Source organism: Pseudomonas sp. K2I15, from assembly GCF_002204795.1.
GTDB lineage: Bacteria > Pseudomonadota > Gammaproteobacteria > Pseudomonadales > Pseudomonadaceae > Aquipseudomonas.
Genome location: NZ_NIXO01000001.1, coordinates 170925 through 195459 on the forward strand (window position 1 = coordinate 170925; position 24535 = coordinate 195459).

The window sequence follows — 24535 nt, forward strand, 5'->3', positions numbered from 1 at the left end:
TCGGCCGGTCCAACCGGCCTTAATTCGTACACCAAGCCACGCCGGATTTCCCGCGTGGCTTGTTGTTTTTTGACGCGCCTGCGGGCGCCCAGAGAGAAGAGGCACGACGATGAGTGCATTGGTTGGCGTGATCATGGGCTCCAAGTCCGATTGGTCCACCCTTAGCCACACCGCCGATATGCTGGAAAAACTCGGCATTCCCTATGAAGTGAAGGTGGTTTCCGCCCACCGCACTCCGGATTTGCTGTTCCAGTATGCCGATGAAGCAGAATCCCGTGGCATCGAGGTGATCATCGCCGGTGCCGGCGGTGCAGCTCACCTGCCAGGCATGTGTGCGGCCAAGACTCACCTGCCAGTGCTTGGCGTACCGGTGCAGTCGTCGATGCTCTCGGGCGTGGACTCGCTGTTGTCCATCGTGCAGATGCCCGCCGGTATTCCGGTGGCCACCCTGGCGATCGGCAAGGCCGGTGCGATCAACGCCGCCTTGCTGTCCGCCAGCATCCTCGGTGCCAAGCACCCGCAGTTCCACGCGGTGCTGAAAAAATTCCGTGCTGAGCAGACAGACAGCGTCCTGGACAATCCAGACCCACGCATTGCCTGAGGTTGTGACGATGAAAATCGGTGTAATCGGTGGCGGCCAACTGGGCCGCATGCTGGCCCTGGCGGGTACGCCGCTGGGGATGAACTTCGCTTTCCTGGACCCGGCGCCGGACGCCTGCGCGGCTGCGCTGGGTGAACACCTGCGGGCTGACTACAGCGACCCGGATCACCTGCGCCAACTGGCCGATGAAGTCGACCTGGTGACCTTCGAGTTCGAAAGCGTCCCGGCCGAAACCGTGGCCTTCCTGTCGCAGTTCGTACCGGTGTACCCGAGCGCCGAAGCCTTGCGCATCGCTCGCGACCGCTGGTTCGAGAAGAGCATGTTCAAGGACCTGGGCATCCCGACGCCGGCCTTCGCCGACATCCAGTCCCAGGCAGACCTGGACGCTGCAGTCGCCTCCATCGGCCTGCCGGCCGTGTTGAAAACCCGCACGTTGGGTTACGACGGCAAGGGCCAGAAGGTCCTGCGCACCGCTGCCGATGTGGTCGGTACCTTCGCCGAGCTGGGCAGCGTCGCCTGCCTGCTGGAAGGCTTCGTGCCGTTCACCGGTGAAGTCTCGCTGATCGCCGTGCGTGCCCGCGATGGCGAAACCCGCTTCTACCCGCTGGTACACAACACCCACGACAGCGGCATTCTCAAGCTGTCCGTGGCCAGCACCGACCACCCGCTGCAAGCCCTGGCCGAAGACTATTCGAGCCGTGTGCTCAAGCAACTGGATTACGTCGGCGTGATGGCGTTCGAGTTCTTTGAAGTCGACGGTGGCCTGAAGGCCAACGAAATCGCCCCGCGCGTACACAACTCCGGGCACTGGACCACCGAAGGCGCCGAGTGCAGCCAGTTCGAAAACCACCTGCGGGCGGTGGCGGGCTTGCCATTGGGTTCCACGGCCAAGGTCGGCGAGAGCGCCATGCTCAACTTCATCGGTGTGGTGCCGCCGGTGGAAAAAGTCATCGCCATCGATGACTGCCATCTGCATCACTACGGCAAGGCCTTCAAGGCCGGGCGCAAGGTCGGCCACGCCAACCTGCGCTGCAAGGATCGCGCGACTTTGGAAGCGCAGATCCTCAAGGTCGAAGCGCTGATCGCCGAGCAATAACCCAAGGCCGGGCGGGAACCATTGTTACCCGCCACCCTCTGATTGCAGGAAGCCAAAGTCTGACTAGGCTTTGACTTAGCTCACTTCATTCAGAGGGAAATGCCATGGGTATTATTGGAACCATTTTTATCGGTTTGATCGTCGGCCTGCTGGCGCGTTTCCTGAAACCAGGCGACGACAGCATGGGCTGGGTCATGACCATCCTGCTGGGTATCGCCGGTTCGCTGGTTGCTACCTATGGTGGCCAGGCACTGGGTATCTACCAGGCGGGCCAGGGCGCCGGCTTTATCGGTGCACTGATCGGCGCCATCGTGCTGCTGGTGATCTACGGTCTGCTGAGAAAGAAGTAATTTAGCGACCAAGCCCTCTGCGCTGCGCAGGCGCAGAGGGCTAGAATGCCGGCACTGTAATCCTTGCCGAGCCTCTCCATGCGCCGTCTTCTATTGACTCTCCTCTTGCTGGGCTCTGGCCTGGCGCACGCTGGCGAACTGCCGGAAACCGACTGGCTGGAACTGATGCCCAAGTCAGACCAGAAAGCCCTCGAAGAAATGCCGGAAATCGACCACAACTCCCCGGAAGCCCAAGGCACCTTCACGGATAAAGGCGGCCTGAAGCAGAGCAAGGGTTTGCCGGCGGTGATGTATTCCACCAAGACCGTGGCCGCCATGAATGGCAAGAACATCCGTATCGGGGGTTACCCGGTGCCGTTGGAAACCGATGCCAAGGGCCGCAGTACGCTGTTCTTCCTGGTGCCTTACCCGGGCGCCTGCATCCACGTGCCACCACCGCCGCCCAACCAGTTGGTGCTGGTGCGTTATCCCAAGGGTTTGAAGCTGGAGGATATCTACACGCCGCTTTGGGTGACGGGCACGCTGAAGGTGGAAAAGGTCAACAATGACCTGGCCGATGCGGCCTATGCGCTGGATGCGGGGAAAGTGCGGGCGGTGAAGGAATCCGATCTGTAGGACCAACACATAACCCAATGTGGGAGCGGGCTTGCTCGCGAATGCGGTGTGCCAGTCAATACATGTGCCGACTGATACACCGCATTCGCGAGCAAGCCCGCTCCCACAATTTGAATTGGGTTTCTAGAGGGCGATACCGCTGATGCTCACGCCCAGGGTATGGCTTTCACCCGGGGCCAGCGTCACCACATCGTCCAGCACGTTCGCGGTTTCGATACACAACATACCCTGCCAGCCGTCGTCGGCCATGTCGCTGAAGGCCTTGGCGCGTTCGGTCCAGGGGTTCCAGATCACCGTCGAGCACGAGCCTGTGCTGGTGAGCTGAACACGGCGCTGCCAGTCTTTATCGACGATATTCAGTTGGGCGGGCGTGTCGAGGTAGATGCGGTCGGTCTCGGCGGTGAAGTGCAGGAGCCCGGCTTGCTGCTTGTGGCTCCAGCTGTCGGCGGTATCGATATAGGCCAGGCCGTCCAGGCCTTCGACCTGCACATTGCGTACATCGCTGACCGCAAAGTAGCTGTGCAGCGCCTGGCTGAGGCTGACAGTATCGGTGCCACGGTTATGGCTGGTCAGGCTGATGTGAAGCTGATCATCCAGCAGGATGCTCATCTTCAAGTCGACCTGATGCGGCCAGCCCGGGAACCCACCTTCAGGCACCAGCAGTTCCAACTCAACCCGCAACGCTGTGCCTTCAGCTTCAACACCAGCCAACGTCCAGTCGGCGGTCCGAACAAAACCATGCGCGCCAGCCGGCTCGTCGCCCTGGTACATGGCCTTCACGCTTTGCGGGTTGCGGTCGAACACCCCAAACCACGGCCAGCACACCGGCACACCGGTACGAATGCCTTTGCCTTTCTTGAACACCACGTGGTCGTTGGGCCAGATCAGCGGCTTCTCGCCGGTGCGCTGGTAACTGACGATGTGTGCGCCTTGCTGGGCCACCAACAATTCGGCGCCGTTATGGCGGATGCGCCAAGCGTTCAGCTCATCCAGTTTTACGGTTTCAACGTTGGGCGTAGACATAGGCGCGCGTTCTCAATGGCAGACAATGGGCAATGGACCGTCAAAGCGTCGCGATGTTTAACGCGCCCGCGACGGAACCGACCGGGTGCGACCGCTGCCATCAATGGCAACGAACACAAACACGGCTTCGGTCACCTTGCGCCATTCGCTGGAGAGTGGGTCATCACTCCACACTTCGACCATCATCTGGATCGAGCTGCGGCCGATTTCCAGGGCCTGTGTATAAAAGGAAAGCTGTGCGCCGACTGCCACTGGCACCAGGAATGCCATGCGATCAATCGCCACGGTCGCCACGCGGCCACCGGCAACCTTGCTCGCCATGGCGGTGCCGGCCAAGTCCATCTGCGCGACCAGCCAGCCGCCGAAGATGTCGCCGAAACCGTTGGTTTCACGCGGGAGTGCGGTGATTTGCAGGGCGAGATCGCCTTGCGGGATAGGATCTTCTTGTTCGAGTTCAATCATGCCGGTGCCTCTGACCCGTGACGCTTCATGGGTATTTCAAGTGGATAGCCGTCTCTGGAAAAACGTTTCAGCACCAACATACACCGCTCAATGCGTTTCTCGTAAGGCGTACTAAAGGGAAACTCTGCCAAATCGGCTGGAGGGACACCAACGGCGTTTTGGCACAGCAGCCCCTCAAGGATGCGGGTCTGGCGCTTGCAATGGCCGAGTATATCGAGCCGTCGGCGCCACGACGACCTCCCGGCGCTCATTTGGTCGGTAAATAGACGCTGTATCGCGGCTTTTTCCGGCAACTGTGCTCCTGCTCATGTTAATTGCACGTCTGCGACGGGAATATTTCGCTTATCTGAACTGTTAACGGCTCAACGCTGTGCTTTTTCAAGCGATTTGCTATCTTGCCAAGCCTGCCGCAAGTCCCGGGCTTGCCGTCCTGACTACTATAAGAGAAGCCTTGCCATGTCCTCCGTGCCCGCAAGCAGTGCGCAACCTTCGCGCCCGCTGACCCGCAACGACTACAAAACCCTGTCGCTGTCTGCCTTGGGCGGGGCGCTGGAGTTCTACGACTTCATCATTTTCGTGTTTTTCGCCACGGTGGTCGGGAAACTGTTCTTTCCCGCTGACATGCCCGAATGGCTGCGCATGATGCAGACCTTCGGCATCTTCGCCGCCGGCTACCTGGCGCGCCCACTGGGCGGGATCATCATGGCGCACTTCGGCGACCTGCTGGGCCGCAAGAAGATGTTCACCCTGAGCATCTTCATGATGGCCGTGCCGACCCTGATCATGGGCTTGCTGCCGACCTACGCGCAGATCGGCCTGTGGGCGCCGATCCTGTTGCTGCTGATGCGCGTGATCCAGGGCGCCGCAATTGGCGGTGAGGTGCCGGGCGCATGGGTGTTCGTTTCCGAGCACGTGCCGCCGCGTCATATCGGTTATGCCTGCGGCACCCTGACCAGCGGCCTGACGGCCGGCATCCTGTTGGGTTCGCTGGTGGCCACCGCCATCAACACCCTTTATAGCCCGGAGCAGGTTGCGGATTACGCCTGGCGCATCCCGTTCCTGTTGGGCGGCGTGTTCGGCCTGCTGTCGGTGTACCTGCGTCGCTGGCTGCACGAAACCCCGATCTTCGCCGAGATGCAGCAGCGTAAAACCTTGGCTGCCGAGCTGCCGTTGCGTGCGGTATTGCGCGATCACCGTGGCGCCATCGTGCTGTCGATGCTGTTGACCTGGTTGCTCTCGGCCGGTGTGGTCGTGGTTATCCTGATGACGCCGACCGTGCTGCAAACGGTCTATCACTTCAGCCCTACGGTGGCGCTGCAGGCCAATAGCCTGGCCATCGTTACCCTGAGCCTGGGGTGCATTGCCTCCGGCGCCCTGGCTGACCGTTTCGGTGCCGGGCGTGTGCTGATCATTGGTTGTGCCTTGTTGCTGGCAACTTCCTGGACGCTCTATCACAGCCTGATGGCTCACCCGGACTGGCTGTTCCCGTTGTACGCCTTGACCGGGCTGTTTGTAGGCACCATCGGTGTGGTGCCCTATGTCATGGTGAAAGCGTTCCCGCCAGTGGTGCGTTTCAGTGGTTTGTCTTTCTCCTACAACGTCGCCTACGCCGTATTCGGTGGCCTGACGCCATTGGCCGTGTCGCTGCTGATGAAGGAGAGCCCGATGGGCCCGGCTTACTACGTTGCTGTCCTGTGTGTGATCGGAATGGCGGTGGGTGGGTACCTGTGGAAGCGTGGGCGTTAACACTTTTATGAAAACTGACGGATAACTTGTGGCGAGGGAGCTTGCTCCCGTTGAACTGCGCAGCAGTTCCATTTTTGGGGCCGCTACGCGACCCAGCGGGAGCAAGCTCCCTCGCCACAGATTCTGCTCTACAACGATTACAGAGTGTTTCCAAGAAATCGCTTCAACCTCCTCGCAAGCCCCCGATTTTATTGACCTTCCCCCCTCCCTGTCAGAGTTTTCACAAATAGTGGCCTTTCATCTAATTGTCACATTACGGACATAGAGTGTTCACACGGCCTACCGATACTTGGCCCCGATCCAACTATCCCTATCTGCTAGGAGCAAGGCATGAAACTGAAACGTTTGATGGCGGCAATGACTTTTGTCGCTGCTGGCGTTGCGACCGCTAACGCGGTAGCCGCTGGTGTTGACCCGGCAATTCCGGCGTACGCCAAGACCACCGGTGTATCGGGCAACCTGTCCAGCGTTGGTTCCGACACCCTGGCGAACCTGATGACTTTGTGGGCCGAGTCCTACAAAAAGGAATACCCGAACGTCAACATCCAGATTCAGGCCGCCGGCTCCGCCACCGCACCTCCTGCGCTGACTGAAGGCACCTCCAACCTGGGCCCGATGAGCCGCAAGATGAAGGACACCGAACTGGCTGCCTTCGAGCAGAAGTACGGCTACAAGCCAACCGCTATCCCGGTTGCCGTGGATGCCCTGGCCGTGTTCGTGCACAAGGACAACCCGATCCAGCACCTGACCATGGAGCAAGTCGACGCGATCTTCTCCTCGACTCGTCTGTGCGGCGCCAAAGCTGACGTCAAGACCTGGGGCGACCTGGGCGTGACTGGCGACCTGGCCAACAAGCCAGTGCAACTGTTCGGTCGTAACTCGGTATCCGGCACCTACGGCTACTTCAAGGAAGAAGCCCTGTGCAAAGGCGACTACAAACCTAACGTAAACGAACAGCCAGGTTCGGCGTCGGTTGTGCAGTCCATCAGTTCCTCGCTGAACGGCATCGGTTACTCGGGCATCGGTTACAAAACTGCCAGCGTGAAAACCGTGGCCCTGGCCAAGAAAGGCAGCACTGAGTTCATCGAAGACAGCGAAGAAAACGCCCTGAACGGCAAATACCCGCTGTCGCGCTTCCTCTACGTTTACGTCAACAAAGCCCCGAACAAGCCTCTGGCCCCGCTGGAAGCCGAGTTCGTGAAGCTGGTTCTGTCCAAACAGGGCCAGGAAGTGGTAGTGAAAGACGGCTACATCCCTCTGCCAGCCAAAGTTGCCGCCAAGGCACTGGCTGACCTGGGCCTGAAAGAAGGTGGCAAATAAGCCGCCGGTAAACCTGCCTTGACCCGGGGTTTACCCACGGTTCAAGGCCTGGGCGGGGTCTGTAAGACCTGGACCTCGCCTCCCATTTTTTAGTCTGCTGCCAGCCATGCTGCGCGGCGGATTTCTTGCGTCACTGCATTGTCATCTTTCTGTCATACAGGACCGCTAGGGTGTGCGCATGAATGATCTGGCCAATTCCACCATGACGACGAGTTCTCCCCCCAAGCGCATTGACTTCAATACGCCTGAGCTGCAACGCAAGCGCCGCATCCGCGCGCTCAAGGATCGCCTGACCCGCTGGTACGTGCTGATCGGCGGCCTCGCCGTCCTGGGCGCGATCACCTTGATCTTCTTCTTCCTTGCCTACGTGGTCGCCCCGCTGTTCCACGGCGCCAACCTGACCAAGGAAGACGCCCTGACGCCTGCCTGGCTGCAGGACGCCGGCAAGCCGCTGATGATCTCCATGGAAGAACAGAACCAGGTCGCCATGCGGATTTCCGACAAGGGCCAGGCGCTGTTCTTTAGCGTTGACACGGGTGCCGAACTCAAGCGCGTTGACCTGCCGTTACCGGCCGGTGTGACCGTCGCCTCCATCGGTGAAGACCAGCCCGGTAGCCCGCTGGTGATCCTCGGCCTGTCCAACGGCCAGTCCCTGGTGTTCCGCCACACTTATAAAGTGTCGTACCCGGACGGCAAGAAGACCATCTCGCCCGCCATCGAATACCCGTACGGCGAAACGCCGATCGTCCTCGACGAACAAGGTCGCCCGCTTGAGCACGTAGCGTTGAACGCCACCGACTCGACGCTGGTGGTGGCCGGTTCCAGCGGTGCGCATCTGAACGTGCTGTCCATCAGCCGTGAAGAAAACATGATGACCGAGGAAGTCACCACCGAGCAGAAGCGCATCGAGCTTCCACAAATGGCCGAGCCGGTGAGGTCCATCTTCGTTGACCCGCGCCAGCAGTGGCTTTACGTGATCAACGGCCGCGCCCAGGCAGACGTTTTCAGCCTGCGGGACAAGAGCCTCAACGGTCGATACAAATTATTGGAAGATGGCATTGCGCAAGTCACGGCCAGCACCCAACTGGTGGGCGGCATCTCGTTGATCATCGGTAACTCCAGCGGCGGCCTGGCGCAGTGGTTCATGGCCCGCGACCCGGACGGTGAACAACGCCTGAAGCAGATCCGTACCTTCCAGATGGGCACTGCGCCCATTGTTGAAATTACCGCTGAAGAGCGTCGTAAAGGCTTCACCGCCCTCGACGCTTCCGGCAAGTTCGGCGTGTTCCACAGCACCGCCCACCGCACGCTGCTGGTGGATTCGGTGGTCGATGGCACCGGCGTCTTCGGCATGTCGCCACGGGCCAACCGTGTGATCGTCGAAGCCGGCGGCAAGCTGCAACCGCTGCTGCTGGACAACCCGCACCCGGAAGTTTCCTGGAGCGCGTTGTGGAGCAAGGTCTGGTACGAAAACTACGACGAGCCTAAATACGTCTGGCAATCGACCGCCGCTAACACCGACTTCGAACCCAAGATGAGCCTGGCCCCGCTGACCTTCGGTACCCTGAAGGCTGCGTTCTACGCCATGCTGCTGGCGGCGCCACTGGCCGTTGCCGCTGCGATCTACACCGCTTACTTCATGGCCCCGAGCCTGCGCCGCAAGGTCAAGCCGGTGATCGAATTGATGGAAGCGATGCCGACGGTGATCCTCGGCTTCTTCGCCGGCCTGTTCCTGGCGCCGTATGTCGAAGGGCATTTGCCGGGTATTTTCAGCCTGCTGATGCTCCTGCCGATTGGCATCCTGGTCGCCGGCTTTGTCTTCAGCCGCCTGCCTGAGTCGATCCGCCTGCGGGTTCCGGACGGCTGGGAAAGCGCGATCCTGATTCCGGTAATCCTGTTTGTGGGCTGGCTCTCGCTGTACATGAGCCCGTACCTGGAAACCTGGTTCTTCGGCGGCGACATGCGCATGTGGATCTCCCACGACCTGGGGATTACCTACGACCAGCGCAACGCTCTGGTCGTCGGCCTGGCCATGGGTTTTGCGGTGATCCCGAACATCTACTCCATTGCCGAAGACGCCGTGTTCAGCGTGCCGCGCGGCCTGACCCTGGGCTCCCTGGCCCTGGGTGCCACGCCATGGCAGACCATGACGCGCGTCGTCATCCTGACCGCCAGCCCGGGTATCTTCTCGGCACTGATGATCGGCATGGGGCGTGCGGTCGGTGAAACCATGATCGTGCTGATGGCCACCGGTAACACCCCGGTGATGGAGATGAACCTGTTTGAAGGCCTGCGCACGCTGGCGGCCAACGTCGCGGTGGAAATGCCCGAGTCGGAAGTCGGCGGTAGCCACTACCGCGTGCTGTTCCTCTCGGCGCTGGTGCTGCTGCTGTTCACCTTCATCATGAACACCCTCGCCGAGCTGATTCGTCAGCGTCTGCGCAAGAAATACTCGTCGCTTTAAGAAAGGTAGAAGTCTGTGAAACAGAACTCCCTGAATGGATGGTTCAAGAGCGGCGCCCCGGGCGTCTGGATCAGCGGTGGCGCGGTGTCCATCGCGGTCATCATGACCCTTGGTTTGCTGGCCGTGATTGCCGTGCGCGGCCTGGGCCACTTCTGGCCGGCCGACCTGATCCAGGCCAGCTACAACGTACCGGGCCAGGAAAACCACATCGTCATCGGCGAAGTGGTGCAGAAAGAAGAAGTGCCTCGTGAGCGCCTGAAGAGCGCTGGTTTGCCGGTGCCCGACCAAGGCCCGGAGTTCATGACCCGCGAGCTGATCAAGGTCGGTAACCGCGACTTGAACGGCAACGACTTCACCTGGATCGTCGGCGAGTGGCTGACCAACCAGACCAAGCCGGCCGAACTGATGGCCATCGAACGTCGTGAATGGGGCAATTTCTACGGCACCCTGGTCAACGTCAAGCAGGACGGCAAGGTCATCGCCGAAGGCGAGGCCGCCTGGCCGGAACTGCAAGCCCGTGTCGACCGCGTGAATAAGCTCGCGGCCCAGCTCAAGACCCTTGAGAAGTCCGACATCGGCGCGATCAACGCCGGCCTCGAACGCATCCGCCTGCACGGTCGCAAACTGGAGCTGGAAGGCAAGCTGGACGCCACCGCTCAAGCCGACATGGACAGCGGCCGCGCCGAACTGAACAACCGCTACAAAGACATCGAAGCCCGCCTGGCGGACCTGCACAGCCAGTTCAACCGCGACAGCCTCACCGCTCGCGATGCCAACGGCAAAGAGCTGGAAATCGGCATCGGCAAGGTGGTGCATGCCTACCAGCCGAACGCCATGGGTTACGTGACCAAGGTGGGTTTCTACTTCAGCAAGGTCTGGGAATTCCTCAGCGACGACCCGCGGGAAGCCAACACCGAAGGCGGGATTTTCCCGGCGATCTTCGGCACCGTGATGATGACCCTGATCATGGCGATGATCGTGACTCCGTTCGGCGTGCTGGCGGCGGTGTACCTGCGTGAATACGCCAAGCAAAACACGCTGACCCGCATCATCCGCATCGCGGTAAACAACCTGGCGGGCGTTCCGGCTATCGTTTACGGCGTGTTCGGCCTCGGCTTCTTCGTCTACGTGCTGGGCGGCTCGCTCGACCGGCTGTTCTTCGCCGAAGCCCTGCCGGCTCCGACCTTCGGTACGCCGGGCTTGCTGTGGGCGTCCCTGACCCTGGCGCTGCTGGCGGTGCCGGTGGTGATCGTGGCCACCGAAGAAGGCCTGGCGCGGATTCCCCGCACCGTGCGTGAAGGTTCTTTGGCACTGGGCGCGACCAAGGCGGAAACGCTGTGGAAGATCGTGCTGCCGATGGCCAGCCCGGCGATGATGACCGGCATGATCCTCGCTGTGGCACGTGCCGCCGGTGAAGTGGCGCCGCTGATGCTGGTGGGTGTGGTGAAACTGGCGCCGTCGCTGCCGGTGGACGGCAACTACCCGTACCTGCACCTGGACCAGAAGATCATGCACCTGGGCTTCCATATTTATGACGTCGGCTTCCAGAGCCCCAACGTTGAAGCTGCACGGCCGCTGGTGTACGCAACCGCCTTGCTGCTGGTGCTGGTGATCGCCACGCTCAACCTCTCGGCGGTGTGGATTCGTAACCACCTGCGCGAGAAGTACAAAGCGTTGGACAGTTAATTGAAGTGAACGCGGACTAAATAATGTGGGAGCGGGCTTGCTCGCGAATGCGGTGTTTCAGTAACACATAGGTCGACTGACCTGACGCTTTCGCGAGCAAGCCCGCTCCCACCGAATTGGTAGCACAGGGAGCATCCCATGCAACATGAAACCCATTCCCACGGCATCAACATGTCAGCCCTGGGTCGCGACAAGCAGAGCCTGAGCCTGGCCCAGGAAACCGTGGCCATCGAAGTCCCGGGCCTGAGCCTGTACTACGGCGACAAGCAGGCGCTGTTCGACGTCAGCATGAACATCCCCAAGCAGCGCGTGACCGCCTTCATCGGCCCGTCCGGCTGCGGCAAGTCGACCTTGTTGCGCACCTTCAACCGGATGAACGATCTGGTGGACGGCTGCCGCGTCGAGGGCGCGATCAACCTGTACGGCACCAACATCTACCGCAAGGGCGAAGACGTGGCCGAGCTGCGTCGCCGGGTGGGCATGGTGTTCCAGAAGCCCAACCCGTTCCCCAAGACCATCTACGAAAACGTGGTCTACGGCCTGCGCATCCAGGGCATCAACAAAAAACGCATCCTCGACGAAGCCGTTGAATGGGCGTTGAAAGGCGCGGCACTGTGGGACGAGGTCAAGGACCGCCTGCACGAGTCGGCCCTGGGCCTGTCCGGCGGCCAGCAGCAACGTCTGGTAATCGCGCGCACCATCGCCGTGGAGCCGGAAGTGCTGCTGCTCGACGAACCGTGCTCGGCCCTCGACCCGATCTCCACGCTGAAAGTCGAAGAGCTGATCTACGAACTGAAATCCAAGTTCACCATCGTCATCGTGACCCACAACATGCAACAGGCGGCGCGGGTTTCCGACTACACCGCGTTCATGTACATGGGCAAACTGGTGGAATTTGGCGACACCGATACCCTATTCACCAACCCGGCGAAGAAGCAGACCGAAGACTACATCACCGGTCGCTACGGCTAGCAGGTGGCTGGTTGCTCACTGAACTGATGCTGCGGTCGACCGCACCTTACTGGACGTTCCAAGGACGCCAACATGATTAGCAAAGAAGGCCTTACCCACCACATCTCCGCGCAGTTCAACGCCGAGCTTGAGGAAGTGCGCAGCCACCTCCTGGCCATGGGCGGGCTGGTGGAGAAGCAAGTCAACGATGCGGTCACCGCGCTGATCGAGGCCGACTCGGGCCTGGCCCAGCAAGTGCGCGAGATCGATGACCAGATCAACCAGATGGAACGCAACATCGACGAAGAATGCCTGCGCATCCTGGCCCGTCGTCAGCCGGCGGCGTCCGACCTGCGTTTGATCATCAGCATCTCCAAGTCGGTGATCGACCTGGAGCGCATCGGCGACGAAGCCACCAAGATCGCCCGTCGCGCCATCCAGTTGTGCGAAGAAGGTGAAGCGCCGCGTGGTTATGTCGAAGTGCGCCACATTGGTGACCAGGTGCGCAACATGGTCCGCGACGCCCTCGACGCGTTTGCCCGCTTCGACGCCGAGCTGGCGTTGTCGGTGGCCCAGTACGACAAGATCATCGACCGTGAGTACAAGACCGCCCTGCGCGAGCTGGCGACCTACATGATGGAAGACCCGCGCTCTATCTCGCGGGTGTTGAGCATCATCTGGGTGCTGCGTTCGCTGGAGCGCATCGGCGACCACGCGCGCAATATCTCGGAACTGGTGATCTATCTGGTCCGTGGTACCGACGTGCGGCACATGGGCCTCAAGCGCATGAAAGCCGAAGTTGAAGGCACAGCCGATCAAATCCCTAATGTTCCTGGCGTTCCTGACGATAAGTAAGATTGCCCGAGAAATAAACGCCCGGCCTTTGGTCGGGCGTTTTCGTTTGTGGCGTACGAATTTTTGCGCGACGGGGAAACGTAAAGTCCCGGCGTGACTGAAGAGTTTTGGCGAAATGCCATCAGCGAAGCGTTATGCTTGCCGGGGTTTTTATAGGATGAAGGGTCGATGAGCAAAGTCAGTGTATTGGTGGTGGATGACGCCTCGTTTATTCGCGATCTGGTGAAGAAGTGCCTGCGCAACTACTTCCCGGGGATCAAGATCGAAGATGCGGTGAACGGCAAAAAGGCCCAGGCCATCCTGATGCGCGAAACCTTCGACATGGTGCTGTGCGACTGGGAAATGCCGGAAATGTCTGGCCTCGAACTGTTGACCTGGTGCCGCGAGCAGCCACATCTGAAGACCATGCCGTTTGTGATGGTGACCAGCCGTGGCGACAAGGAAAACGTGGTGCAGGCGATCCAGGCCGGCGTTTCCGGCTACGTCAGCAAGCCGTTCACCAATGAACAGCTGTTGAACAAGGTCAAGCAGGCGCTGAACAAGATCGGCCGCCTCGACGCTTTGCTTGCCAGCGCACCGACGAAGATGAACTCGGCGTTCGGCAACGATTCCCTCAGCGCCCTGACGGGCGGCAAGCCTGAAGCGATCAAGCCGGCTCCAGTGGCCGCGCCGAGCAAAGGTTTGCTCAACAGCCCGCCGGTGCAGGCCGCTCCGGCAGCGTCGCCAGCCGGCGGTCGTGGCCAGGGCCAGTTGCGCCTGTCCAGCGGCACCCAGCAGTGTGTGATCAAGGCGCTGAGCATCAAGGAGGCGCTGCTGGTGGTGCGTCGCGGTGAAGTCCTGCCTCAGGTACTGGAAAGCGCCGTGCTCGACCTGGAGCAGGGCGAAAACGCCGAGGTGGCCCGTCTCAACGGCTACCTGCACGCCATCGTGGCCTACGAGCCCAGGCCTGACAGTGACTGGCTGCAGCTGACCTTCCGGTTTATCGACCAGGATGCGCAGAAGCTCGATTACATCTCGCGGCTGATTGCCCGCGGCACCGCACAGAAGCATTTTGTGCCGGGTGCGTGATCTGACAGCCAATTAAGGGGCAGCGCCTTATCCTGTATTGTCATGATCCTTTGCTAGCCTGCCATTCAGTCGTCCCTCGGCAGGCCAACCTCATGCTCGTGCGCTCACTGCTGTTTTGTGGACTGTTCGCCGTCGCCACGTCGGCGACGTCCATGACCCTCTACAAATCCATCGACGCTGACGGCGCCGTGGTCTTCAGCGACCGATACACACCCGGGGCGCAGGCGTTTGTGTATCAGCAGCGGGTGATTCAAAAGCCTGTGTATGCGCCGCAACCCGCGTCCTACCGCTATCCGTTGCCCTGGCGCGGCGGCCCGTTCCGCCTCACCCAAGGCCCAAACGGGACCTTCAGCCACTCCGACCTCAAAAGCCGCTACGCCATGGACATCGCCATGCCCGAAGGCACGCCAATCATCGCGGCGCGCGCAGGTGTGGTGGTGAGAACCGAGAGTGCCCAATCCGGACGGGGCAGCGATCCCTCGGGCAATTTCGTGCGGGTGCAGCACGATGACGGTACCCAGGGCGTGTACCTGCACCTCAAGCAAGGTTCGGTCAGCGTCAGGGAAGGGCAGCGCGTGGCGGTGGGCAGCCCGTTGGCGCTGTCGGGCAATACCGGCAACAGCAGCGGGCCGCATCTGCATTTTGTGGTGCAACGCACGACGGCGTTGGGGCTGGTGTCGATTCCGTATGAATTCAACCAGCCGGTGCAGGCGTTGCCCAATTTTGCATTGGGCACGCGGTAAGGCTTATGTAGGAGCGAGCTTGCTCGCGAAAAACCTGAGGGCGCCGCTGGGTGTCAGGTTCCCAGCAATATCGTTAACGTTCTTCGCGAGCAAGCTCGATCCTGCAGGGAGCATGCTCTAATCGAGCAACAGCACCTTGGCCAACACGATCTTCGGCCCTTTCATCTTCTTGATGATGATCCGCAGGCCTTCAACCTCCAGCACTTCTTCCTCTTCCGGCACCCGTTTCAGGGTGTCGTAGATCAGCCCTGCCAGGGTCTCGGCTTCGATATGGTCCAGGTCGACGCCCAGCAGGCGCTCCACCTTGAACAGCGGCGTGTCACCACGCACCAGCAGCTTGCCCGGCTGGTACGCGAGGATGCCGCGCTCGGCCTTGCGGTGTTCGTCCTGGATGTCGCCTACCAGCACTTCCAGCACGTCTTCCATAGTCAGGTAGCCGATGATCTTGCCGTCGGCTTCTTCCACCAGGGCAAAGTGCGCGCCGCCTTTGCGGAACTGCTCGAGCAATTGCGACAGCGGCATGTGGCGCGATACGCGCTCCAGTGGGCGGGTCAGTTCGGCCAGGTTGAACGACTCGGGAATATGGTCCAGGGCCGCCAGCTCGAGCAGCAGGTCCTTGATGTGCAGCAGGCCGACGAACTCGTTGCGCACGGCGTCGTACACCGGGTAGCGGCTGAACTTGTGGCGACGGAACAACGCCAGGATTTCCTTGAGCGGGGCGTTGAAGTCCAGGGTCACCAGGTCTTCCCGGGAGTTGGCCCAGTCGACCACTTCCAGTTCGCCCATTTCCACGGCGGAGGCCAATACACGCATGCCTTGGTCGCTCGGGTCCTGGCCACGGCTGGAGTGCAGGATCAGTTTCAGTTCTTCACGGCTGTAATGGTGCTCGTGGTGCGGGCCAGGCTCGCCCTGGCCGGCGATGCGCAGGATGGCGTTGGCGCTGGCGTTGAGCAGGTAGATCGCGGGGTACATGGCCCAGTAGAACAGGTACAGCGGCACGGCAGTCCACAGCGACAGCAGCTCCGGCTTGCGAATCGCCCAGGACTTGGGCGCGAGTTCACCGACCACGATGTGCAGGTACGAGATCACGAAGAAGGCGGCAAAAAACGACACGCCCTTGATCACTTCCGGCGATTGCACGCCGATCGCGCCCAGCAACGGTTCGAGGATGTGCGCGAAGGCAGGCTCACCGACCCAACCCAGGCCCAGGGAGGCGAGGGTGATACCCAACTGGCAGGCCGACAGGTACGCGTCGAGCTGGCTGTGTACGGTGCGCAGGATCTGCCCGCGCCAGCCGTTTTTATGGGCGATGGCCTCGACCCGGGTCGAGCGCAGTTTGACCATGGCAAATTCCGCCGCAACGAAAAAACCGTTGAGCAGTACCAGGATCAGTGCAAAAAGAATCATGCCGAAGTCGGCGAAGAGTGTCGCGAGGGTGATGCCAGGGGAAGGGTCCATGATGGGGTTTTGCGGGTTCCGTCTAATCAAAAAGGGTGAGCAGGTGGGCCTGAAAGGCAGGCACAAGTCAGCCAATGTAGCGGCTGACGGGGCGCTTGCCTAGTGGCGGCTGCCGGGTGGAGGCTCACTCGTCCTGTTGAATGACCCGTGAGCGCGTCATCTGGGCTGGCGGGAAATGGCAGGTAAAGGTGCTGCCATGGCCCAGCACGCTGCTGATTTCCAGCCGCGCGCGATGGCGCAGCAGCACATGTTTGACGATGGCCAGGCCTAGCCCGGTGCCGCCGGTGTTGGAGTTGCGGCTGGAGTCGACGCGGTAGAAGCGCTCGGTCAGGCGCGGCAAGTGCTTGGCGTCGATGCCCATCCCGGCGTCCTGCACGCTCAGGTGCGCGCCCTGGTCATCGGCCCACCAGCGGATGCGGATGTTGCCCTTGTCCTGGGTGTATTTGACGGCGTTGAACACCAGGTTGGAAAACGCGCTGCGCAATTCGCCCTCACTGCCCTTGAGCAGGATCGACGGGTCGGCTTCCAGGGTAATCTGCTGTTCACGCTGCCCGGACAACGCCTGCGCATCGCTCTTTATGGTCTGCAACAGGCTTTGCACCGGCACCGGGTGGTTGTCCGACGGGTAGTCAGTGGCTTCCAGCTTGGCCAGCAACAGCAGGTCGTTGAGCAGGGTTTGCATGCGCCCGCCTTGCTGCTGCATCTGCTGCAGGGCGCGAGTCCAGCGCGGGTTCACGTCTTCGACGTTATCAAGCAGCGTCTCCAGGTAGCCGCAAATCACCGTCAGCGGCGTGCGCAGTTCGTGGGAGACGTTGGCGACGAAATCCTTGCGCATCTGTTCCAGCTGATGAATGCGTGTGACATCACGCACCAGCATCAAATGTTCGTTATTGCCGTAGCGCGTCAGGTACAGCTGGATGCGCACGCGGTCGTTGGTCGGCGACGGAATTTCCAGCGCTTCTTCGTAGTTGTCCTGCTCGAAGTACTCCTTGAAGCGCGGGTGGCGCACCAGGTTGGTCACCGGCTGGCCGCTGTCCTGGGGCGTCTTGAGGCCCAGCAGGGTTTCTGCGGCGCGGTTCCACCATTCAAGGTTGCCATCGCTGTCGAGCATGATCACCGCGTCTTTCAGCGCGGCAGTGGATTCCTGCACCCGGTCGATCACCGCTTGCAGCCGCCCGCGCACGCGTTGGTCGCGGCGTTGCAGGTGGTAGATGCTGTCGAACACCTCGCCCCACAGGCCGTAGCCGTCGGGTGGCGCTTCGTCGGGTTTGTGCTGGCGCAGCCATTCGTGCAGGCGCAGCAATTGCTTGAGGGTCCAGCCAAGGTAAATGCCGATGCCGACGGCCAGGCTCCAGCCGTAATAGCCGCTGACCAGTCCCACCAGCAGGCAGCCGGTGATCAGCAGGAGCATGTGGCGGATCAGGGTGCCATACCAGTTTTGGTTCACTTAAACACGCGTCCTTTCAGCTGTCTGGGCAGTTCGGTCTGGCTCAGCCTTTGGTGGAAAACCGGTAGCCGGTGCCGCGCACGGTTTGTACCAGATTCTCGTAAGCGTCGCCCAAGGCTTTGCGCAGGCGGCGGATATGCACGTCGACGGTACGCTCCTCCACATACACGTTGCCGCCCCAGACCTGGTCCAGCAACTGGCCGCGGGTGTAGGCACGTTCCTGGTGAGTCATGAAGAATTGCAGCAGGCGGTATTCGGTAGGGCCCATTTCGGCCGGCTTGCCGTCGATGGTCACGCGGTGGCTGATCGGGTCCAGAATCAAGCCGTCGACTTCGATCGGTGCTTCGCCATCGGTAGGGCCGGCACGGCGCAGCACGGCTTTCAGACGGGCGACCAGTTCCCGTGGGGAAAAGGGCTTGGTGATGTAGTCATCGGCGCCGACTTCCAGGCCCTGGATCTTGTTGTCCTCTTCGCCCTTGGCGGTGAGCATGATGATCGGGATGTCGCCGGTCAGCTCATCACGCTTCAGACGGCGGGCCAGCTCGATGCCGGAGGTGCCGGGCAGCATCCAGTCCAGCAGGATCAGGTCGGGCTTACGGTCGACGATAATGGCATGGGCCTGCTGGGAGTTCTCCGCCTCCAGGCAGTCATAGCCGGCCATTTCCAACGCAACGGCGATCATCTCGCGAATGGGCGCTTCGTCGTCAACGATCAGAATGCTCCTGCCAACCATGCTAAATCCTCTTGTCATTTAACTGTCTTGCGCCGCATTAGATAACGGAATTATTGCAGTCGTGTGACAGTAATTTAGTCGCTTGGGCAATCGGCGCCTGTCTGGACTACTCTTTGGGTCCGAATCCTGACAACCACAAAAGGAAGGTTCCCATGACTCACAGTACTTTTTCCTGGAAAGCCCTGCTGGTAACGGCCGCGTTAACGCTGCCGACACTGGCCTTTGCGGCAGACCCGGCGACGACCAAAGGCGGGATGCTGGTGGACTCCAATGGGATGACGCTCTACACGTTCGCCAAGGATGCCGGCGGCAAATCCATGTGCAACGACAAGTGCGCCACCAACTGGCCGCCGTTGGCGGCCGATTCGACCGCCAAGCCCATGGGCAAGTGGACCGTCGTCACCCGTGACGACCAGAAAAGCCAATGGGCCTACAACGGCAAGCCGCTCTACACCTTCGTCATGGACAAGAAGGCCGGTGACATGACAGGTGACGGCAAAATGGACGGGGCCTGGAAAGTCGCCAAACCCTGATTAAACCCGGGCAAGGGTGAGGGGCGTGGCCTCTCACCGAAGCCCGTAGTCCGCCACAATCCCGACAAAAATCGCCAACCCGGCCCAGTGGTTGTGCAAAAACGCCTTGAAGCATTTGAGGCGGTCCTTGTCCCGGGTGTACCAGAACTCCCAGGCAAAACACCCGGCCGCCGCCAGCAAGCCCAGGTGGAACCAGCCGCCCAACTCAAAGCGCACCCCCGCCAGCCACAGGCACACGAGTGCCAGGCCCTGCAACGTCAGAATGATCACCCGGTCGGCATCGCCAAACAAAATGGCGGTGGATTTGACCCCGATTTTCAGGTCATCGTCGCGATCGGTCATGGCGTAGTACGTGTCGTAACCCACCGTCCACAACAGGTTGGCGATGTACAACAGCCATGCCGCGGCGGGCAGGGTGCCCGTCTCGGCGGTGAACGCCATCGGCATGCCCCAGGAAAACGCCGCGCCCAATACCACTTGCGGGTAATAGGTGTAGCGCTTCATGAATGGGTAGCTGGCCGCCAGCGCGAGGCCGCCCAGGGACAGCCAGATCGTCATGGAGTTGGTCAGCAGCACCAGCAGGAAACTGATGAACATCAGCACCGCGAAGAACACCAGCGCCTCTTTTGAGCTGATCTTGCCGCTCACCAGCGGGCGCTGCTCGGTGCGTTTCACATGGCCGTCGACCTTGCGGTCGGCCCAGTCATTGATCACGCAACCGCCGGCGCGGGTGAGTACTACGCCGAGTACAAAGATCACGATGTTGAGCAGCGATGGCGAACCCTTGCCGGCAATCCACAGCGCCCACAGCGTGGGCCACAGCAGCAGATAAATGCCGATGGGCTTGTCCATCCGGGTCAGTTGAATGAAGTCCCAGGCCCTGGGGTTCAAGTGATTCAGGGATTTGAGCAGGCGCTGGTACATCAGCAATTCTCCGGATGGTCGTGCACGGCTTGCCACAGGGTCGGCAGGAAGATTTCAGCCACCAGCACGCTCAGCGGCCCGCGATCAAAGCGCGAGCGGCGCGCCCACAAGTCATCAGCCTGATCTGCGGTGGGCAACCATTCACGTGGATAGTGGCACACGTCGATGGGCTGGCGCGTGAAGGCGTGATCACAAAACAGCAACTCCCCCAGCGACCGGCTGCCCAACTCATCCATGTGCAAACCGTCACCCTGCAAGGCGCTGCGGGCCGCCACGCTGCGGGCGAATACCCACGGCTGGCCATGGCCACGCAAATACACTTCGCGCACCCAGCCGATGCTGGCCGCAGACAAGCCCAGGGCGGCACATTCGTCGTCTCGCAACGGCTGCCAGCCTTCGAACAGCGGCGTCACGCTGAAGCCATCGTTGGACAAGCGCGTGAGGCGTCGGGTCAGCGAACCTTCATCGAACAGCCAGTTGAGTGTCAGCGGCGCGGGCAGTGGGCTCAGAAGGCTCTGGGGCAGCCATCGGCAAGCATCGGGAAGGGTGTTTGAATGCGGCACGGAGGGTCATTATTGGCAGTTAATGAGGCGGCGAGCTTACCATGGCACCCTGGACTTTTGCCGGGCGGCGCCAAGCCCATGCGTCGATCATGCTTGCATCTGCGCGTGCCGATCAGTACAAAACGCCCTGAGCCGCACGGCAAGGCTGGATCTATCGACCGTCGGCCAACACGCCTGGACCCTGAGGAAGCAAGTAATGAAGAAGTGGCAATGTGTCGTCTGTGGCCTGATCTACGACGAAAAAGACGGATGGCCGGATGATGGCATCGCGCCGGGCACCCTGTGGCAGGACGTCCCCGAAGACTGGCTGTGCCCGGACTGCGGCGTGGGCAAAATGGATTTCGAAATGATCGAAATCGGCTGATTCCAGAATTTAACTGCAAGGAGAAAGGAATGAACGCACCTGTCGTGATCGTCGGCACGGGTTTGGCCGGTTACAACCTGGCTCGGGAGTTTCGCAAGCTCGATAGCGAAACCCCGCTGTTGCTGATCACCGCAGATGACGGGCGCTCCTACTCCAAGCCCATGCTCTCCACCGGCTTTGGCAAGAACAAGGAAGCCGACGGCCTGAGCATGGCTGAGCCGGGCGCCATGGCCGAGCAATTGAAGGCCGAAGTGCGCACCCACACCCGCATCAGCGGTATCGACCCTGGCCACAAGCGCTTGTGGATCGGCGAGGAAGCGGTGGCCTACCGTGACCTGATCCTGGCCTGGGGCGCAGAAACCGTGCGGGTGCCGGTGCAAGGTGACGCCGCCGAGCTGATTTTCCCGATCAACGACCTCGAAGACTACGCGCGTTTTCGTGCGGCTGCGGCCGGTAAACGCCGGGTGCTGCTGCTGGGCGCCGGGCTGATCGGCTGCGAGTTCGCCAACGACCTGATCCTCGGCGGTTATGAGATCGACCTGGTGGCGCCGTGCGAGCAAGTCATGCCGACCCTGCTGCACCCGGCGGCGGCCGCAGCGGTGCAGGCCGGGCTCGAAGGCCTGGGTGCGCGTTTCCACCTGGGCCCGGTGCTCAATCGCCTGCAACGCAACGCTGAGGGCCTGGAAGCCCACCTGTCGGATGGTGAAGTGATCCAGTGCGACCTGGTGGTGTCTGCCATCGGCTTGCGCCCGCGTGTCGACCTGGCCGCAGCCGCCGGTTTGCAGATCAACCGCGGGATCATGGTCGACCGCCACCTCAAGACCTCCCACGCCAATATCTACGCCTTGGGCGATTGCGCCGAGGTCGATGGCCTGAACCTGCTGTACGTGATGCCGCTGATGAGCTGCGCCCGCGCCCTGGCCCAGACCCTGGCGGGCAACGCGACTGCCGTCAGCTACGGCCCGATGCCCGTCACGGTAAAAACCCCGATCTGCCCGCTGGTCGTCTCGCCACCCCCACGGGGCACCGAAGGCGTCTGGAGCGTCGAAGGGCAGGGCGCCGACATCAAGGCCCTGTGCCGCGATGCCAGCGGGCGGCTGCTGGGTTACGCCCTGACTGGCACGGCCGTCATGGAAAAACTGGCCCTCAACAAAGAGCTTCCGCCGTTGCTGGCGTAAATACCGGTCGTTCTGTCGGAATAAGCATCATTTTGACCGTAGAAAGGTCGCCGTGAGACTGGCGCAGGCCCCGATGGCATGCCATCCTCACTCCCGTCTGCCGCAGAGTAGAGCCTGCGGCGCCTTGGGCGCTGCTCCGAAAGAGAGCAGCACGGACATAACAACAAAAAACCGTCAAAGAGGCTTCACTTATGCGTAAACCAGAACTCGCAGCCGCTATCGCTGAAAAAGCAGACCTGACCAAAGAACAGGCTAACCGCGTACTCAACGCCGTACTCGAAGAAATCACCGGCGCGCTGCATCGCAAGGACAGCGTCACCCTGGTGGGCTTCGGTACCTTCCTGCAGCGCCACCGCGGCGCCCGCACCGGCAAAAACCCGCAAACCGGCGAGCCGGTTAAAATCAAGGCGAGCAACACCGTTGCGTTCAAGCCAGGCAAGTCGCTTAAAGACAGCGTTAATCCGTAAGTAAAGAAGCACGCGCTACGCACACAGCGAGCGCGGGATGAAAGATGGGCACGCCGACTGGGTCGGGTGCCCATTTTTTGTTGAGGGGGAGTGGAAGCGACATAGCTTGTCTGAATCGTAATGTATTAAGCCTGGAACTTTTTATTCTGTTGAACCACGTAAAAGGTCGAGGTTGCAGGGAGCCCTCTTTAAATTGAGTATTTATTAGAGGTTAATAATATGAAGTTATCCGATCAGTTCTACACCCCTCGTGTTTTACCTCACGTCAATACTGACACCCCACAACAGAAAGTTCCGGTACCCCCCGAGGTTATTCATACGCCGTATGGTGAGCCTGAGTCGGCTACGCGTAAGGCAGACTATGGTTATCCGGAGGCGACCCATGAAGAACGGGCCAAGAGAGCGTACCGGCCCGGTGGTTTTGGAAAAGGGGGAGGCGGTAAAACTAAAGACAAACCCAAAGCTGATAAAGAGAAAGGAAAAAAGGCGGAGGAAGTTAATAAAGGTAAACCCAAAGCGGGTAGTTCATATCACAAAACAACGCAGAAACTATCCGGTGGCCCAAACAGTCCGGCGAATGCGGCCCATAACACGCAGACCATCAATGAATTGCAACGTCGAGGCTTTTTTCCACCTCTTCCCCAAGGGCTTGCAGCTGTTGCGCGTAATGCCATTGTCGAGGCGACACTGAGCGGGTTGGTCAGGCTGGCGTTCACTCCCGCTCAATATGCTGTTTCGAACGCCATGGAACAAAGAATCAAGGCACAAACTGAAATGCCCGGCGCGCAAAAAAAGAATGCAGACGGGACTAAATCTACCGTTGACCCCTCCGCGACCGATCAGCAAAAAATGGAGGCGCGAGTGGAAGGCGCTGAAATAAACGTCGAATTGCTCGCTAATTCCATCATTTCCATAAACGAAGGGCCGGATGCCCCGGCAGTCGGCAAGTCGCCCAACGCGCCCACGACAACCGGTGAGCGCTTGGACAACCTTGAAAAACTGCTTGATGCCGCCGAGGGGCCGCTTGAAGACATCGCGAAAAGGTACGGTCAGGTTTACACGCGGCCAGCTGTCGCTGACTCCTCAGAGCCCCGTACCCCTGAGAGCCGCATGGATCGCATCGAACAACGCTACGCAGAGATGAACAAGATGCTTAAAAGGCTGGTCGCGGTGAAGGAGGCTGAAGCGGCAGAGGCTGAATAAAGCTTCGGTAAGGGGGGCGAATAAAAGTATTAAATAGATCCGTCCCCTTTTACGTTGACGATCATTTAAATGGCGCGAGCTTTTGCAGTCCGATCGCGCCAATGATCTCATTTATTCTATTTATATTTTCACTAATGTCGGCGTTGATTTTCTCGCTTGGATAATATTCAGGCTTGTCGAAAAACTTGATCTTCAGCAGGCTATATCAAATAGGTAATGCGTTGATTTCCCTCTGTGACGAAGTCCTTTTCCTCGGCAGCGTCCTGTATTTTTTCCAGACTTAACGTCTCACCCTTTATAAAGCGCTCATGTGTATTGCGCTTTACCGTTATCTGCAGCTCGTTCCCTGAAGACAGTGCCTCCAGCACGCGCGTCAACGCCTGCTCATAAACCGCAGTATTGCCCTGTTCCTTGGCCAACGTGCCATTCAGCACCAGTGCTGCCTCAATCCATACCCAGTAGTCGTAGTTGTTCTCGAAAGGAATCCGGGACAGTGGCTCGGTGATCTGTCCGGCAAGGTCTTTTTCGTTAATGACATACAACAGGTACGCCAGACGGGTGAGCGACTCAATGCGCAGCTTGTTGGTTTTGCTGTACTTGGCCGGGACCTTTGCCAGGTAATCCGCCAGCTGGCCGCTGGCAGATGAAAATGAGTCAAGCGCCTCGGTAATCAGCATGCGGATCT

25 protein-coding genes are annotated in these 24535 nt (G+C 60.4%); 17 read left to right on the plus strand and 8 right to left on the minus strand.

Annotated features, from left to right (window positions below; genetic code table 11):
• Positions 1-109 precede the first annotated feature (109 nt).
• The 4 genes from purE (at position 110) to CEC48_RS00810 (ending at position 2662) form a co-directional block, all read left to right on the plus strand.
• Positions 110-601, plus strand: a complete 492-nt coding sequence (gene purE / locus CEC48_RS00795; protein WP_003195648.1) for a 5-(carboxyamino)imidazole ribonucleotide mutase — start codon at positions 110-112, stop codon at positions 599-601.
• 10 nt (positions 602-611) lie between these two features.
• A complete protein-coding gene (locus CEC48_RS00800) occupies positions 612-1697 on the plus strand; it encodes a 5-(carboxyamino)imidazole ribonucleotide synthase (RefSeq protein WP_088422012.1) in 1086 nt (361 codons plus the stop codon).
• Between the two features lie 104 nt (positions 1698-1801).
• A complete protein-coding gene (locus CEC48_RS00805) occupies positions 1802-2047 on the plus strand; it encodes a GlsB/YeaQ/YmgE family stress response membrane protein (RefSeq protein WP_088422013.1) in 246 nt (81 codons plus the stop codon).
• A gap of 78 nt (positions 2048-2125) precedes the next feature.
• A complete protein-coding gene (locus tag CEC48_RS00810) occupies positions 2126-2662 on the plus strand; it encodes a DUF3299 domain-containing protein (RefSeq protein ID WP_088422014.1) in 537 nt (178 codons plus the stop codon).
• Between the two features lie 123 nt (positions 2663-2785).
• Here the strand turns inward: CEC48_RS00810 and CEC48_RS00815 are convergent, their stop codons facing one another.
• Together CEC48_RS00815 and CEC48_RS00820 are read right to left on the minus strand one after the other, a co-directional pair.
• A complete protein-coding gene (locus CEC48_RS00815) occupies positions 2786-3685 on the minus strand; it encodes a D-hexose-6-phosphate mutarotase (RefSeq protein ID WP_088422015.1) in 900 nt (299 codons plus the stop codon).
• Positions 3686-3742: 57 nt separating this feature from the next.
• On the minus strand, positions 3743-4147 hold the full coding sequence (locus CEC48_RS00820) for an acyl-CoA thioesterase (RefSeq protein ID WP_003176975.1): 405 nt from the start codon (positions 4145-4147) through the stop codon (positions 3743-3745).
• A 456-nt stretch (positions 4148-4603) separates the two neighbouring features.
• Here CEC48_RS00820 and CEC48_RS00830 point away from each other — a divergent pair, with 456 nt between their 5' ends.
• The 8 genes from CEC48_RS00830 to CEC48_RS00865 all read left to right on the plus strand — a co-directional run bounded on the left by CEC48_RS00830 (position 4604) and on the right by CEC48_RS00865 (position 14980).
• Positions 4604-5893 carry an MFS transporter gene (locus CEC48_RS00830; protein ID WP_088422017.1) on the plus strand — a complete coding sequence of 430 codons (1290 nt, stop codon included), beginning with the start codon at positions 4604-4606 and terminating at the stop codon, positions 5891-5893.
• A gap of 330 nt (positions 5894-6223) precedes the next feature.
• Complete coding sequence (locus CEC48_RS00835; protein ID WP_088422018.1) at positions 6224-7213, plus strand: phosphate ABC transporter substrate-binding protein PstS; 990 nt, start codon at positions 6224-6226, stop codon at positions 7211-7213.
• Positions 7214-7643: 430 nt separating this feature from the next.
• Complete coding sequence (locus CEC48_RS00840) at positions 7644-9677, plus strand: ABC transporter permease subunit (protein WP_176438643.1); 2034 nt, start codon at positions 7644-7646, stop codon at positions 9675-9677.
• Between the two features lie 15 nt (positions 9678-9692).
• The gene (pstA, locus tag CEC48_RS00845; RefSeq protein ID WP_088422020.1) at positions 9693-11363 is read left to right on the plus strand and encodes a phosphate ABC transporter permease PstA; all 1671 of its coding nucleotides are present in this window, start codon (positions 9693-9695) and stop codon (positions 11361-11363) included.
• A gap of 138 nt (positions 11364-11501) precedes the next feature.
• On the plus strand, positions 11502-12335 hold the full coding sequence (gene pstB, locus CEC48_RS00850) for a phosphate ABC transporter ATP-binding protein PstB (protein ID WP_065883786.1): 834 nt from the start codon (positions 11502-11504) through the stop codon (positions 12333-12335).
• Positions 12336-12407: 72 nt separating this feature from the next.
• Positions 12408-13169, plus strand: coding sequence for a phosphate signaling complex protein PhoU (phoU, locus tag CEC48_RS00855; RefSeq protein ID WP_010168319.1), 762 nt, complete (start codon positions 12408-12410; stop codon positions 13167-13169).
• 168 nt (positions 13170-13337) lie between these two features.
• Positions 13338-14237 (plus strand): response regulator, encoded by a 900-nt coding sequence (locus CEC48_RS00860; protein WP_088422021.1) that lies wholly within the window; start codon positions 13338-13340, stop codon positions 14235-14237.
• 92 nt (positions 14238-14329) lie between these two features.
• Positions 14330-14980 carry a M23 family metallopeptidase gene (locus tag CEC48_RS00865; protein WP_088422022.1) on the plus strand — a complete coding sequence of 217 codons (651 nt, stop codon included), beginning with the start codon at positions 14330-14332 and terminating at the stop codon, positions 14978-14980.
• A 117-nt stretch (positions 14981-15097) separates the two neighbouring features.
• On the opposite strand, the gene CEC48_RS00870 is transcribed toward CEC48_RS00865, so the two are convergent.
• The 3 genes from CEC48_RS00870 to phoB form a co-directional block, all read right to left on the minus strand.
• Positions 15098-16438 (minus strand): hemolysin family protein, encoded by a 1341-nt coding sequence (locus tag CEC48_RS00870; RefSeq protein WP_076013189.1) that lies wholly within the window; start codon positions 16436-16438, stop codon positions 15098-15100.
• A gap of 124 nt (positions 16439-16562) precedes the next feature.
• Positions 16563-17885, minus strand: coding sequence for a phosphate regulon sensor histidine kinase PhoR (gene phoR, locus CEC48_RS00875; protein ID WP_088422023.1), 1323 nt, complete (start codon positions 17883-17885; stop codon positions 16563-16565).
• A gap of 43 nt (positions 17886-17928) precedes the next feature.
• Positions 17929-18618 carry a phosphate regulon transcriptional regulator PhoB gene (phoB, locus tag CEC48_RS00880; protein WP_003195617.1) on the minus strand — a complete coding sequence of 230 codons (690 nt, stop codon included), beginning with the start codon at positions 18616-18618 and terminating at the stop codon, positions 17929-17931.
• Between the two features lie 152 nt (positions 18619-18770).
• Between phoB and CEC48_RS00885 the strand changes: the two genes are divergently transcribed.
• Positions 18771-19151 carry a hypothetical protein gene (locus CEC48_RS00885; RefSeq protein WP_088422024.1) on the plus strand — a complete coding sequence of 127 codons (381 nt, stop codon included), beginning with the start codon at positions 18771-18773 and terminating at the stop codon, positions 19149-19151.
• 33 nt (positions 19152-19184) lie between these two features.
• Here CEC48_RS00885 and ubiA read toward each other — a convergent pair whose 3' ends face one another.
• Together ubiA and CEC48_RS00895 are read right to left on the minus strand one after the other, a co-directional pair.
• Complete coding sequence (gene ubiA, locus CEC48_RS00890) at positions 19185-20075, minus strand: 4-hydroxybenzoate octaprenyltransferase (RefSeq protein ID WP_088422025.1); 891 nt, start codon at positions 20073-20075, stop codon at positions 19185-19187.
• Positions 20075-20638, minus strand: coding sequence for a chorismate lyase (locus tag CEC48_RS00895; RefSeq protein WP_088422026.1), 564 nt, complete (start codon positions 20636-20638; stop codon positions 20075-20077). The genes ubiA and CEC48_RS00895 overlap by 1 nt, the downstream gene beginning before the upstream one ends.
• Positions 20639-20834: 196 nt before the next feature.
• On the opposite strand from CEC48_RS00895, the gene CEC48_RS00900 reads away from it, so the two are divergent.
• The 4 genes from CEC48_RS00900 to CEC48_RS31715 all read left to right on the plus strand — a co-directional run bounded on the left by CEC48_RS00900 (position 20835) and on the right by CEC48_RS31715 (position 23850).
• The gene (locus CEC48_RS00900; protein ID WP_003213373.1) at positions 20835-21002 is read left to right on the plus strand and encodes a rubredoxin; all 168 of its coding nucleotides are present in this window, start codon (positions 20835-20837) and stop codon (positions 21000-21002) included.
• A gap of 29 nt (positions 21003-21031) precedes the next feature.
• On the plus strand, positions 21032-22180 hold the full coding sequence (locus CEC48_RS00905; protein WP_088422027.1) for an NAD(P)/FAD-dependent oxidoreductase: 1149 nt from the start codon (positions 21032-21034) through the stop codon (positions 22178-22180).
• 191 nt (positions 22181-22371) lie between these two features.
• Positions 22372-22647: an HU family DNA-binding protein gene (locus CEC48_RS00910; RefSeq protein WP_003213368.1), complete on the plus strand. Its 276-nt coding sequence runs from the start codon at positions 22372-22374 to the stop codon at positions 22645-22647.
• A 219-nt stretch (positions 22648-22866) separates the two neighbouring features.
• Positions 22867-23850 carry a hypothetical protein gene (locus CEC48_RS31715; protein ID WP_256579627.1) on the plus strand — a complete coding sequence of 328 codons (984 nt, stop codon included), beginning with the start codon at positions 22867-22869 and terminating at the stop codon, positions 23848-23850.
• A gap of 200 nt (positions 23851-24050) precedes the next feature.
• On the opposite strand, the gene CEC48_RS00920 is transcribed toward CEC48_RS31715, so the two are convergent.
• Positions 24051-24527, minus strand: coding sequence for a DUF6707 family protein (locus CEC48_RS00920; RefSeq protein WP_176438641.1), 477 nt, complete (start codon positions 24525-24527; stop codon positions 24051-24053).
• Between the last annotated feature and the right edge of the window lie 8 nt (positions 24528-24535).

What these genes read in the sequence shown, in the direction of transcription:
- phoB (WP_003195617.1), bottom strand. Translation starts at nt 18,618, where the DNA reads ATGGTTGGCAGGAGCATTCTGATCGTTGACGACGAAGCGCCCATTCGC.
- pstB (WP_065883786.1), top strand. Translation starts at nt 11,502, where the DNA reads ATGCAACATGAAACCCATTCCCACGGCATCAACATGTCAGCCCTGGGT.
- CEC48_RS00870 (WP_076013189.1), bottom strand. Translation starts at nt 16,438, where the DNA reads ATGGACCCTTCCCCTGGCATCACCCTCGCGACACTCTTCGCCGACTTC.
- CEC48_RS00810 (WP_088422014.1), top strand. Translation starts at nt 2,126, where the DNA reads ATGCGCCGTCTTCTATTGACTCTCCTCTTGCTGGGCTCTGGCCTGGCG.
- CEC48_RS00905 (WP_088422027.1), top strand. Translation starts at nt 21,032, where the DNA reads ATGAACGCACCTGTCGTGATCGTCGGCACGGGTTTGGCCGGTTACAAC.
- CEC48_RS00820 (WP_003176975.1), bottom strand. Translation starts at nt 4,147, where the DNA reads ATGATTGAACTCGAACAAGAAGATCCTATCCCGCAAGGCGATCTCGCC.
- phoU (WP_010168319.1), top strand. Translation starts at nt 12,408, where the DNA reads ATGATTAGCAAAGAAGGCCTTACCCACCACATCTCCGCGCAGTTCAAC.
- CEC48_RS00885 (WP_088422024.1), top strand. Translation starts at nt 18,771, where the DNA reads ATGACTCACAGTACTTTTTCCTGGAAAGCCCTGCTGGTAACGGCCGCG.
- CEC48_RS00865 (WP_088422022.1), top strand. Translation starts at nt 14,330, where the DNA reads ATGCTCGTGCGCTCACTGCTGTTTTGTGGACTGTTCGCCGTCGCCACG.
- CEC48_RS00815 (WP_088422015.1), bottom strand. Translation starts at nt 3,685, where the DNA reads ATGTCTACGCCCAACGTTGAAACCGTAAAACTGGATGAGCTGAACGCT.
- ubiA (WP_088422025.1), bottom strand. Translation starts at nt 20,075, where the DNA reads ATGTACCAGCGCCTGCTCAAATCCCTGAATCACTTGAACCCCAGGGCC.
- CEC48_RS00900 (WP_003213373.1), top strand. Translation starts at nt 20,835, where the DNA reads ATGAAGAAGTGGCAATGTGTCGTCTGTGGCCTGATCTACGACGAAAAA.
- CEC48_RS00805 (WP_088422013.1), top strand. Translation starts at nt 1,802, where the DNA reads ATGGGTATTATTGGAACCATTTTTATCGGTTTGATCGTCGGCCTGCTG.
- purE (WP_003195648.1), top strand. Translation starts at nt 110, where the DNA reads ATGAGTGCATTGGTTGGCGTGATCATGGGCTCCAAGTCCGATTGGTCC.
- CEC48_RS00835 (WP_088422018.1), top strand. Translation starts at nt 6,224, where the DNA reads ATGAAACTGAAACGTTTGATGGCGGCAATGACTTTTGTCGCTGCTGGC.
- CEC48_RS00830 (WP_088422017.1), top strand. Translation starts at nt 4,604, where the DNA reads ATGTCCTCCGTGCCCGCAAGCAGTGCGCAACCTTCGCGCCCGCTGACC.
- CEC48_RS00860 (WP_088422021.1), top strand. Translation starts at nt 13,338, where the DNA reads ATGAGCAAAGTCAGTGTATTGGTGGTGGATGACGCCTCGTTTATTCGC.
- CEC48_RS00910 (WP_003213368.1), top strand. Translation starts at nt 22,372, where the DNA reads ATGCGTAAACCAGAACTCGCAGCCGCTATCGCTGAAAAAGCAGACCTG.
- CEC48_RS00800 (WP_088422012.1), top strand. Translation starts at nt 612, where the DNA reads ATGAAAATCGGTGTAATCGGTGGCGGCCAACTGGGCCGCATGCTGGCC.
- CEC48_RS31715 (WP_256579627.1), top strand. Translation starts at nt 22,867, where the DNA reads ATGAAGTTATCCGATCAGTTCTACACCCCTCGTGTTTTACCTCACGTC.
- CEC48_RS00920 (WP_176438641.1), bottom strand. Translation starts at nt 24,527, where the DNA reads ATGCTGATTACCGAGGCGCTTGACTCATTTTCATCTGCCAGCGGCCAG.